This is a genomic window from Pelagicoccus mobilis (assembly GCF_016595505.1).
GTDB classification, from domain to species: Bacteria; Verrucomicrobiota; Verrucomicrobiia; order Opitutales; family Opitutaceae; genus Pelagicoccus; species Pelagicoccus mobilis.
In genome coordinates, this window is the sequence record NZ_JAENIL010000046.1 from 52,865 (window position 1) to 64,474 (window position 11,610).

General features: G+C 54.1%; 6 protein-coding genes. 4 read left to right on the forward strand and 2 right to left on the reverse strand.

Translation table 11 applies throughout. From position 1 onward, the window contains the following. Positions 1 to 19: 19 nt before the first annotated feature. Entirely contained in the window at positions 20 to 3,499 is a 3,480-nt protein-coding gene (locus JIN87_RS20990) for a TonB-dependent receptor plug domain-containing protein (protein ID WP_200357589.1), read from the reverse strand. 581 nt (positions 3,500 to 4,080) lie between these two features. Continuing rightward, positions 4,081 to 4,935, reverse strand: coding sequence for an AraC family transcriptional regulator (locus tag JIN87_RS20995; RefSeq protein ID WP_200357590.1), 855 nt, complete (start codon positions 4,933 to 4,935; stop codon positions 4,081 to 4,083). A gap of 155 nt (positions 4,936 to 5,090) precedes the next feature. Between JIN87_RS20995 and JIN87_RS21000 the strand changes: the two genes are divergently transcribed. The 4 genes from JIN87_RS21000 (at position 5,091) to JIN87_RS21015 (ending at position 11,474) form a co-directional block, all read left to right on the forward strand. After that, the gene (locus JIN87_RS21000; protein WP_200357591.1) at positions 5,091 to 6,599 is read left to right on the forward strand and encodes a rhamnulokinase; all 1,509 of its coding nucleotides are present in this window, start codon (positions 5,091 to 5,093) and stop codon (positions 6,597 to 6,599) included. Positions 6,600 to 6,610: 11 nt separating this feature from the next. Then, positions 6,611 to 8,422, forward strand: a complete 1,812-nt coding sequence (locus tag JIN87_RS21005) for an L-fucose isomerase (protein WP_200357592.1) — start codon at positions 6,611 to 6,613, stop codon at positions 8,420 to 8,422. Between the two features lie 181 nt (positions 8,423 to 8,603). Beyond that, positions 8,604 to 9,926 carry an L-fucose:H+ symporter permease gene (gene fucP, locus JIN87_RS21010; RefSeq protein ID WP_200357593.1) on the forward strand — a complete coding sequence of 441 codons (1,323 nt, stop codon included), beginning with the start codon at positions 8,604 to 8,606 and terminating at the stop codon, positions 9,924 to 9,926. 60 nt (positions 9,927 to 9,986) lie between these two features. After that, positions 9,987 to 11,474 carry a sulfatase family protein gene (locus JIN87_RS21015; RefSeq protein ID WP_200357594.1) on the forward strand — a complete coding sequence of 496 codons (1,488 nt, stop codon included), beginning with the start codon at positions 9,987 to 9,989 and terminating at the stop codon, positions 11,472 to 11,474. Positions 11,475 to 11,610 lie beyond the last annotated feature (136 nt).

Genomic DNA, 11,610 nt, shown 5'->3' on the forward strand with positions numbered 1-11,610 from the left:
ACAAGCTGGCCTTAGAGGCCTACCAGCTGAAGGTGCTGGAGAGTCGCCATGTGGTAGGGACCGAGAGTCGGTAACGCTTGTTGTCCAGAACGTTTCCGTCGGAGTCTGCCGTTTCGGGATTCAGCCCGGTTACCCGGAATCCACCCTCGTTCGAAGTGTCGATGAGGCGAGATGCGTTGAGCTGGATTCTCCAGTCTACGGTGTCGTTCATGATCTTGGTCTTGTATCCCAGCTTGAGGCCGCCAGTGACAACGGAGTCGCCAAACAGTGGATTGTCTGGATCGCCGACATTTGCGACCACCACATTGTTTGGATCATTGAATCCAGGGATGTCTTCAAACTCAGGAATCAGCTCGGTAACGGGCACTTCCTTCGGGTTTGAGCCGATGACCTTGCCGTCTTCGTAGATGAAGTTCACTCCCACGGAGAAGCCCTTGAAGCGTCCATCGTGGAAGGAGTAGTCCGCCACGAGCTTACCAGTGTACTCGGATACGCCAAGGTTAGGGCGGCCTTCTCTGGCCAAGTCAGATGCATAGCGACCTACGACACTGTCCACGAACCAGCGCGCGATGGTTCCGTCTGCCAGCTCGTTGGTGAGGTTGCCGTCGGAGTCGCGTTCGAAGATGTCTGGGTTGTTAGTGCCGTCGTTGTTGAGGCCTTCTTCGAAGAATGGACCGTAGAAGGCCATGCGATCAGACAACCATGCTTCAACGCGAGGCGAGACATTGTTGACCTGGTTTTCGAGTCGGCTGACGGAGAACAGGAAGCGGAGGTTCTTGCTCGGATTGTACGTGCCGGTGAACTCGAATCCTTCGGAGGTGGAATCTTGGGTATCGTTTACGTTGTCAGGGCGAATATACTGGGCAGTCGTTCTTTGGGCATTGACGTCGTAGGTCCACCATTCGCCGAGACGGTCTGCGTCTTCGAGGGCGTTGTAGATACGGTTCTCAATTCCTGGAATGGCCTGGGAAGGGAGCCAGTTTGGACCGTTGGCATAGACTTGGGATGTCTCGTAGAACGAGAGACGAAGGTCCATCTTGCCTTCCAAAAGGTTCGCTCCGATTCCGAACTCCTCTGTCTCTCCGCCTTGTGGCGGGATGACGAAACCGAAGTTGTCGGAGCGAGGATTTGAGACCTGGAAGTTTTCGGACTCGTTGGCGAAGATGCGGAGCTTGTCCGGTATGATGTGAATGATCACGCTTTTGGATACGGATGAAACATCTTCGAGAGGATTTACCGCGTCTGGTCTAGCATTGTAGTAGGAGCGTTCGATATCGTTCGCGAATAGTTCGCGTTCGCCCGATGGATCGTTCGGGTCGATACGGCCAACCGCTTGGTTGAAGGCTGCGTCCGACTGGCGTGTGCGGAGGTATGGGTAAACAGAGTCCTCTCTGGCGCCCAGCAAAGTAACCACTCGGCCATTGAAGAAGAAGCTTTGGATTGAGCCGCTCATACCTTTGTTGATCTGCTCTCTCCAGTTTCCGCGGCCGATGGAGTTACGGCGGAGCTGGACTGGAGTCGGCGAAGTCGAGATGACGTTTGGAGTAGATGTCAGGTAGTTGTAGTAGAGATCCTCTTCCTCGGTCTCGATGTTCGATGGCATCGCATTGATATTGAGCGAGGTGTCGCCCGGTTGTACCGCGTCGCCGACGTACCAGATATTGTAGATGCGGCGTCCGCCATCGTTGAAGTTGTCTTCGCGGCCGGCGCGTACGCCAGATGCCATGACATCGGGGATGTAGTTGTGGGCGCGTGTTTCCCAGCGGTATTCAAAATTCTCCGACCAGCGATAGTTGCCGACCCCAGTTATGCGGTGCTTCCCGAGCCACCCCAGACTGTCGAATTTTTCCGCGAAATCGATGTCGTAGTTCGCCTGGAACTGGTAAGATTCGCTTGCCTGTTCTCGGTAGAGACCGAGTGGGCGACCGTAGATGAATGGGCGCATGAAGTTCGGGTTGGGAACTCTGTTGCCGTCCTCGTCGAGGTAGAGCATGTAACGGTTGTTATCCAGCTGGATCGCACGGGTTTGGGAGATGATCGGGAAGTTGTTCTCGATCGTATAGTCCTCGTGCAATCCGGAGAAGGAGATGTACAAGTCGTCGGTGATCTTCTGTTCGATTTCGAAAGAGATTTTATCGTTCTCTTCGTCGCGGTAGTTGCCCGGCAGACTTCCGAGATCGAAGTCATGGTACGGGAAGATGTCTGGATCTGTCACTTGCGGATCCAAGAATCCAGTGGTGCGATTTTCCAATGGGTGGGCAGTGCGGATAAGGGTCCGGCGAGCCGAGGCCGGGCCGCGGCTGCCTGTTGGAGTCCTTGTACCCGAAAGATTGATACCGCCGTGCAGCTCGTCGTCTGGGAAGGCTCCGTCATGATAGATGATCAAGGCGTTGTCCTTGCCGTCCAAGTCGTCGCCGAGTCGAACTTGTCCCGCGGGACGTCCGTGACCTACACCGTCGAGGTCGTAGTCTGGATCGATGATGCCTGAAACGGAGCGGACGGAGCTGGCGTTTGTGTTGCTTGGATCGGTAGGATCCCACCAGAATCCTGCATCAAAAAGGGCTTCTTCCAGAGCGTCGCCGCTTAGCCCATTTGACACTTGCTCGGAGTAGAAGTCGTTGTAGAGAGGCAACCAACCGCTTACGTTGTCGTGTACGAGTCGGTAGGTCGGCTTGCGGCTGAAGCGATCGATTTCCTCGTAGGAGGCTCTAATGGTCGTCTTTTCGAAAGGGCGGTAGGTGAAGGTGGCGTAGGCGCGATTGTCGCGTTCGCGTGCGTGCTCCACGTCGTACTTCTGGTCGCCGAATTTCGCGGCGACTCTGAAGGCCAGCTTGTCTTCGATCAACGCTCGGTTGAAGTCGAAGCTCGTACGCCAGGTCCCCCAGTTGTCCGCGACGAGGCCGACGTTGTTGATCTCGCGACTCGTGTGGGCTTTCTTGGTGGAGTAGTTGATGAGACCTGCGGGGGTACCGAGTCCGAAAAGGATCGAGTTGGGGCCTCTCAGGAATTCAGCGCGCTCCACGTTGTAGCGGTCGCCGCCGATGAAGACTTCGTGAAAGCCTTGAGTCTTGGCTGCGTTTCCGAGCCCACGAACACGAACGGAGGCTTCTGAGGCTGTCGGGTCGCCAAAATCGCCCCCGGTGTATTGCCCGAACGCCGCAACGGTTTCGGAGGTTTGCTCGGAGAGTTCGTTAGTCTCTGCCCCCGCTACGAGTTCGAGAGCTGAAGTCAGGTCCGTAGCGCCAAGGTCGTCCATGAACGCGTCCGTTAGGACCGTGACAGATGCTGATACGTCCTTGAGCTCGGTGTTCAAACGACTGCCGGCTGTCGTAGAGGCTCCACGATAACCTTCGTCGTTGGATCCGTCCACTTGGAATGGAGACAGTTCGAAGATGTCCTCTTCGTCTGAATCGTCCGAGTCCTGCGCGCTCACACTTAGGCAGGGGGTCGCGGCTACTAGAGTCATAGTGAGCCAGCGATATTTGCTGTGATATTTCATAGGGTATTTTAGGTTCGTTGTAGTATTGATCCTGCTCGTTCCTAATTGTATTGAGTTTCCCATTGCTTTCCCTGTGAGGGGCAACTCGCAGAGTCTTGAAAGGGCGGGATTTAGGTTTGAGCGGGTTCACAACCTGACTTCAGCAGGCGTGTAAATTGGAGTGGCTTGGTATCGGCCGCTAGGCGCGGATATTCGAATGTGGGATCCGTTTCTGTCTTGTTTTGTCGGATTGCGTAGAAGCGAGAAGAGGTGGACTCACGCTCGTGAGCTGGGCGGAAGGGGCGCTTTCGCCGTTGTGTAATACTGCCGTTCGGGACGGCAAAAGAGCATGCACTCTCGCAGGAGATGCTTGACTAGCGAATGGGTGGCCGGAGCAGTTTATGGCATGCCGGACACGTCGGGGTAGGGGTATTTGGCATTGGTTATACAGTTGGTAATTTAAGCATCTCCAATGTGCTTCAATGGCCTTCGGACCACAACGCCTTGGCAATCGATATTTATGAAATTCGATTTTCTCTGGAGTTCCGCCAACTTGGTAAAGGGCTTCTTCTGGAGCGACTTCCCTTTGTGGAGGGAATTAGCTACCTTGCGGCGCTGGGCGGGATCCCGTAACGTTTCTTGAAGGCGCGAGAAAAGTGGAAGCTGTCTGTGAATCCCAGATCGTAGGCGATCTCTTGGATCGGCGTTTGGGTCATCTTTAGCTGAGCGTAGGCGTGCTCCATTTTGCGTCGGATGAGGATGCGGTAGGGAGGGGCTTTGTCGTTGGATTTGAATACGCGGCAAAGGTGCTCGCGGCTCACGGACAGGGAGTCGGCTAGTTCTTGCAGGGTCCCGATCGTTTTGAAGTCACGTTCGATCACGCCTAGGGCTTTGATGACGAGGGCGTCGGTGTGTTGACGTGCGGTCTTGCCTCTTGCGTCAGGCGCGATCTTGCGGACGAGTATTCCGATGAGGGCGGAGATATTTTCGAGGGCGTCAGCTTCTTGGGACGAGCCTTCGGCGATAATCAGCTCGCACCAGCGTTTCATCTCTTCTGGTAGCGCGTAGCGAGTGGTGAATCCGGGATAGAGGCGTTTCTGTGGTGCGAAACTGCTTGCCTGGATTTTTCCAAAAACGACGAAGTACTTTGAGATCGGCTGGCGAGAGCTTGATCTGAATTCGTATTCGACCTCTGGTCCGCCACAGAAGCAGAAGCCGGAACTGACTTCGTACTCCTTGTCGTTGATACGCAGCTTTCCTTTTCCGCTGATGATCATTTCCAGGATCAAGTATGGATAGGATTTGCGGGCGATCTCGTACTGCCCGTCACATTCCTCGTACCCTGCAATATACTGGAAGGCGTCCCTTTGGAAATTCTCAGCGGGGCAAGCGTATCGCGCATTGTGTACGTGGGGAGCGATTTCGACCTTTCCGACTGGGAATTTGCTGCTAGGCATGGGACTAGATAAGATCAAAAATTGTTGGGTGTGCAAGCTATAGCTATTCCTATAAGGGGAGGGAATTTGAGATACTGAGAGCTGACACTGAATCACTCAGACGAGCTCGGTGCCTCTACTTGGGCGCTCTCGCCGTTTGTGTACTTTTGAATATTATGGATACTGGTAGCGTAGCTTTGGCGGTTGATCTTGGAGCATCGAGCGGACGAGTCGTCGCGGGCGAGTTTAAAGGAGAGTCCTTGGAGATCGTTGAGCTTCACAGGTTTCCGACTCGGAATGTGAGTATCGGAGAGTCCTGTTATTGGGATGTTCTCTTTATTTACTCGGAGATTTTGGAGGGGGTGTCGCTGGCGCTAAAACGATATGGCGAGCGTGTGAAGTCGATCGGCGTGGATACCTGGGGGGTAGATTACGGGTGGTTGGATCAGGACGGCAACTTGCTGGGGAATCCTCATCAGTATCGGGATTCCCGGACTGAAGGGATGAGGGAGCTCGCCGCGGAGCTAATGGAGGAGGAGGAGATCTTTGCGGAGACGGGAATCCAGCCCATGTTTTTCAATACGCTGTATCAGGTCTTGAGCGAAAGAAAGGGTGGGGAAGCCTTGATGAAGGCGGCCTCGCGATTGTTGTTCATGCCCGACCTGATGAACTACTGGTTGAGCGGAGTGATGGCGAATGAGCGAACTATCGCTAGCACGAGCCAGATGTTGAAGCCTGACACTGGAGAGTGGGCGTTGGAGGTGCTGGATCGGATGGGGATCCCGGGGCATTTGTTCGGAGACATTGTGGAGCCTGGGACTGTTCTAGGTCCCTTGCGCAAAAGCGTGGGGCAAGAGATCGGCGCGCCTGTTGGGAGCGACATTTCTGTCGTGGCGGTCGGTTCGCACGACACGGCGTCGGCGGTGGCGGGACGTCCGGCGAAAGCGGGTCAAAGGGCGTTTCTGAGCTCGGGGACGTGGTCTTTGTTGGGGATTGAGGCAGATGCTCCGATCCTCAGTGCTGAGGCGTTGGCGGAGGGATTCTCAAATGAAATGGGAGTGGGCGGCAAGGTTCGGTTTCTTACTAACATCTGTGGACTTTGGTTGATCCAGGAATGCCGAGCGCAATGGGCGTCGGAAGGCGAGGAGCTTAGCTATGCGGAAATGGCGCGGATCGCAGAGGATGCTCCGGAGTTTACAGCTGTCGTTGATCCGAATGATCCTTTGTTCGCTCAAGCGGGCGATATGCCTCAGAAGATCTGTCAGTACTGCATGGATACGGGGCAAGTTGTCCCTGAAACCAAAGGGCAGATTCTCCGAGTTGCCACAGAGAGCCTAGCTGCGAAGTACAGGCTTGTGTGGGATAAACTGCGATCTTTCTCTGACGAGCCGCTTGCGTCCCTCAATGTAGTGGGCGGTGGCTGCCAGAACGAGTTCCTGAACCAGTGTACGGCCAACGCGCTTGGCGTAGCTGTGACGGCTGGACCTGTGGAGGCGACTGCGATCGGAAATGTTGTTACTCAACTGCAAGCCGTGGGCGCGATCGATTCACTGGAAGAGGGGCGGGATCTGGTTCGCCGCTCTGTGGAGACAAAAACTTTTACACCGGAAAAAATGTCACAGTGGAGTGGATACGTGGAACGTCTTCGCTCCCTTGTTGAATCTCAAAAATCCCAAACAGTTTAAATAAAACAATTATGTCAGAAGTGAATGCATCCCCAAGCCCTTGGACGGGCACTCTCCCCAAAATCGGTATCCGCCCGACCATTGACGGTCGTCTGGGTGGTGTCCGTGAGTCTCTTGAAGAAATCACGATGGATCAGGCCCGTTCTGTGGCCAAGATGCTCACCGACGTGCTTCGCTATCCAAATGGCGAACCAGTGGAGTGTGTGATCGCAGATACGTGTATCGGTGGTGTCGCCGAGGCGACAGCGGCTGCGGAAAAGTTTCGTGAGGCGGGCGTAGCTGTCTCTCTAACGGTCACGCCTTGCTGGTGTTACGGTTCCGAGACCATGGATATGGATCCGCATACCATCAAAGCGATCTGGGGCTTCAATGGCACCGAGCGACCTGGAGCGGTCTACTTGGCTGCGGCCCTCGCGGGTCATACTCAGAAAGGCCTTCCCGCATTCGGCATCTATGGTAAGGATGTACAGCCCGCCGGTACGAAGGAGATCCCGGCGGATGTTGCGGAGAAGATTCTTAACTTCGCTCGTTGCGGTTTGGCTGTAGGTTTGATGAAGGGGCGTTCCTATCTCTCAATGGGCGGTACCTCGATGGGGATTGCCGGTTCGATGGTCGATTCCAGCATGTGGGAAAAGTATCTCGGCATGCGTGTCGAAGTAATCGACATGACTGAGTTTGTCGGCCGCTTGAACAAGGATCAGTTCGATGCGGAAGAGTTTGCGAAAGCGAAGGCTTGGGTTGCGGAGAACTGCCCTGAAGGGAAGGACTACAATTCCGATGAAACGAAACGTTCACGCGAAAGCCTCGACGAAGAGTGGGATGTATCCATAAAAATGGCGCTCATTGCCCGCGATCTCATGGTGGGAAATCCGAAACTCGCCGAGATGGGCTTGGGTGAGCAAGCTCAAGGTCATGGCGCGATCGCCGCAGGATTCCAGGGGCAGCGTCAGTGGACAGACCATTTTCCTAATGGCGACTTCCTAGAGGCGATTCTTAACACGTCCTTCGATTGGAACGGAAAGCGAGCTCCCTATATCGTAGCGACTGAGAACGATGCTCTCAATGCGGCTGGAATGCTCTTCGGTCACTTGTTGACAAATTCCGCTCAGGTCTTTGCCGACCTCCGCACGTACTGGAGCAAGGACGCGATCAAGCAGGCGAGCGGCGAGACGCTCGAAAACGATCTCGTAGCCGATGGAATTTTGCACCTGATCAACTCCGGTCCGGCGGCTCTCGACGGTACTGGCCAGCAGTCCGATGCGGAAGGAAAGCCAACCATGAAGCCGTATTGGGAAATCAGCGACGAGGAAGTTGATTCGTGCTTGAAAGCGACGACTTGGCATCCGTCAGTTACTGAGTACTTCCCAGCCGGGGGGTGGAGCACTCGGTATAAGACTCGAGGTGGAATGGCTTCGACTATGATTCGTCTCAATCTCGTTGACGGTCTCGGACCAGCCCTGCAAATCGCGGAAGGTTACTCGATCGAACTGCCAGAGGACGTTCACAATGCGCTCGATGATCGTACCAACCCCACCTGGCCGACCACTTGGTTTGCTCCGACATTAACAGGCGAAGGCGCTTTCCGAAGTGCTTACGAAGTCATGAATAACTGGGGCGCTAATCACTGCGTTTTGACCACAGGCCATGTCGGTCACCTCTACATTACGCTTGCATCCATGTTGCGGATACCAGTGTACATGCACAACGTGGCCGAAGAACGCGTTTTCCGTCCGAGCTCTTGGCGTGCCTTTGGTACCGCTGGGCTCGAAGGCGCTGACTTCCGTGCCTGCGAAAACTACGGGCCTCTCTACGGCAAAAAGTAGTCGCTGGAATTTGTCTTAGAAAGACACGGTATCATATACGTCTGCCGGCCCCCGAAGAATGGGTAGCTTCGGGGGCCTTCGTTTATGGTCGCTTAAATCCCGAATCAACTGCCCGAGGAATCGAATGCCCGCTACTACGTGTTCGATTGCTGAACCTAAACTCAGAATAGATCACCCCAAAATGAAACAAGATGAACCTGTTGCCGCGAAGCCGACGCTTTCGGATCGCGTGATCCAGCCTCAATTCCTTTACCCCTTCATCCTCGTAACGAGCCTTTTTGCTCTGTGGGGATTTGCTAACGATATTACGAATCCGATGGTAGCGGCCTTTAAGAACGTGCTGCTCCTTTCGAATACACAGAGCTCGCTCGTGCAGTCGGCCTTCTATGGTGGCTACTGTTTCATGGCGATTCCGGCGGCGATTTTTATCAAGCGCTTCAGCTACAAGTCTGGCATATTGATGGGCTTGGCTCTTTATGTGACCGGCTGTCTCCTGTTTGTACCGGCGGGTAATATGCAGCAGTTCGCTCCTTTTCTAGCTGCGTACTTCATTATGACCTGCGGGTTGTCGTTCCTTGAAACGACTGCTAATCCCTACGTGTTGTCGATGGGCTCCGAGGCGACTGCGACCCGTCGTCTAAACTTGGCTCAAGCGTTTAACCCGATGGGTTCGATCGCGGGAATGTTTGTAGCCAAGGAGTTGATACTGGCACGATTGGATCCTGCTACTGAAGAAGAACGTCGTTTGTTGGCGGAGACGGATGTCGAGAAATTCGACGCGATCGCCAAGAGCGATTTGGGTGTAATTACCGGACCGTATATTACATTGGGCATTGTTGTGGCGGTCGTATTCGCGGTTTTTGCGTTCACGAAGTTTCCGCACACGACTTCTAACGATAGTAAAAACTTGGACATCGGCCCGACCTTAGGTCGTCTCTTTAAGCGACCAATCTACATTTGGGGTGTCGTTGCTCAGGCGTTTTACGTCGGTGCGCAGATCATGTGCTGGACTTTCATTATCCAGTATGCCGGTGCGACTCTGGGGATGAGCAAGGCGGACGCTCAGGGCTACAATATCATCGCCATGGTGATCTTTGTATCCAGTCGCTTTATTTGTACCTTCATCCTCAAATACTTCCGTCCGGGGCAGTTGCTCTGCTGCTTGGCGATTGGAGGAGCTACGCTGACGTTGGGTGCTATCTTCCTGCCTGGAATGGTTGGACTCTGGTGTCTCGTGGGAATCTCAGCCTGTATGTCTTTGATGTTCCCTACAATTTATGGCTTAGCTTTGGATGGCTTGGGCGACGACGCGAAACTCGCTTCTGCCGGTCTGATTCTAGCGATCGGTGGCGGTTGCCTGATGCCTCCTCTTCAGGCGATGATCATCGACCAAGAAACTGTCTTTGGGCTGGTCGGAGCCCGAGCTTCCTTTGCGTTGCCACTTCTCTGCTTCGTGGTGATTGCGACTTACGGGTTCTATGCGAACAAACTGCGGAAGATGTAGTTTGCTCTGGTCTTGAGTGCTGCTCAACTTGTTGTGGATGCTTAGGACCTTTTTTTCGATATGAAGATGCTTATGAGTTTAGCCCTTCTCGTTGGAGGGGCTATCTGTGCGGCTGAACGACCCAATGTTATCATCCTCTACGCGGATGATATGGGCGTAGCGGACGTCTCCTGCGGGGATGCGAAAGCCAAGATTCAGACTCCGAACATCGATCGGCTTGCGACCGAAGGGATGACCTTCTCTGACGGGCACAGCTCTTCTGGCATCTGTACACCCAGTCGATTCGCTATGCTGACAGGGCAACATCATTGGCGGAGGTTTCATGGGATCGTCAAAGCTTTTGGCGGTCCCGTTTTTGAGGACGATGAATTTACTATCGCCAAGATGTTCAAGCAGCAGGGCTATCGCACCGCCTGCTTTGGAAAGTGGCATTTGGGCTGGGATTTCGAGGCAATCCGAAAACCTGGACTGGAAGAGAAAGACTGGCCCAGTCCGGATTCCTACGATTGGACAAAACGTTTCCCGGGTGGTCCGATCGATCGCGGGTTCGATCACTATTTTGGCGACGGTACGATCAACTTTCCGCCGTATTGCTGGATTGAAGACGACCGGTTTTTGACCGTTCCGACCCAACCGGTGATTAAGTCAGAACCTTTGGCGGGTGCTGGTAACTTCCGTCCCGGTCCGATGGCCGAAGACTGGAGTCCCTACGACGTCCTCCCGACCGTCACTGAAAAAACCGTCGGTTGGATTTCGGAGCAGACAACCGATCAACCGTTCTTCATCTACCTGGCCTTCAATTCCCCGCACTATCCAATTGTTCCGAACGAGCCGTTCCATGGACGATCGAAGGCTGGCTACTACGGGGACTTCGTCGTCGAGACCGATGCCATGGTTGGCAAGGTGCTGGCAGCGCTCGACGCTCATGGTTTGGCTGATAATACGATGGTCGTATTCTCTGCAGACAATGGAGCGGAAACCCATGCGTTCGAACGACTGGAGAGCTTTGACCAATGGAGCTCCGGGGAATTTCGAGGTGTGAAGCGTGATCTTTACGAAGGCGGGCATCGGGTTCCGTTCATCGTGCGGTGGCCCGGTCGAGTCGGAGCCGGTACCGTATCCGATGAAGTTGTAAGTCAGGTGGATCTCGCGGCAACTTTCGCCGCCATGATCGACTACTCGATTGGCGAGGACGAAGCGATAGACAGCTACAATCTTTTGCCTGTACTGAGCGGTGAAGACTATGAGCGTCCTTTGCGAACGGCTACGGTACAGAACACGTTCGCCGGAAAGTATGCCTTACGCCAAGGCGACTGGGTGTTGATCGATACTGCTTCGGGCGCCGCGAAAAAGGAATCGGCGAGTTATCTGCAGTATTTCGGATTGGAGGACTATGCTAAGGAAACTCCCGGCCTCTTGTTCAATCTCAAGGACGACCCGCGTCAGGCAAAGAATCTGTTCGTTAAACATCCTGAAAAGGTCGAGCGTATGCGTTCCCTGCTCAGACGTTATGTAAACGGGGAACGTTGTGCTCCGATTAATGAATAATGTTCGTAGAGAGTATCGAAGATAAGAATACGTGGACTTTGTGTTCTCAGGTGCTGTTCGATAAAGCGAGGATTCTTGAACTGAAATAAGTGGGAGCGTGCTTGTCACGCGATTCGAAAGGGAACAATAGCCGGCA

Bases quoted from the DNA above. Each gene is read 5' to 3' on its own strand.
- JIN87_RS20990 (WP_200357589.1), bottom strand. From the start codon at position 3,499: ATGAAATATCACAGCAAATATCGCTGGCTCACTATGACTCTAGTAGCC.
- JIN87_RS20995 (WP_200357590.1), bottom strand. From the start codon at position 4,935: ATGCCTAGCAGCAAATTCCCAGTCGGAAAGGTCGAAATCGCTCCCCAC.
- JIN87_RS21000 (WP_200357591.1), top strand. From the start codon at position 5,091: ATGGATACTGGTAGCGTAGCTTTGGCGGTTGATCTTGGAGCATCGAGC.
- JIN87_RS21005 (WP_200357592.1), top strand. From the start codon at position 6,611: ATGTCAGAAGTGAATGCATCCCCAAGCCCTTGGACGGGCACTCTCCCC.
- fucP (WP_200357593.1), top strand. From the start codon at position 8,604: ATGAAACAAGATGAACCTGTTGCCGCGAAGCCGACGCTTTCGGATCGC.
- JIN87_RS21015 (WP_200357594.1), top strand. From the start codon at position 9,987: ATGAAGATGCTTATGAGTTTAGCCCTTCTCGTTGGAGGGGCTATCTGT.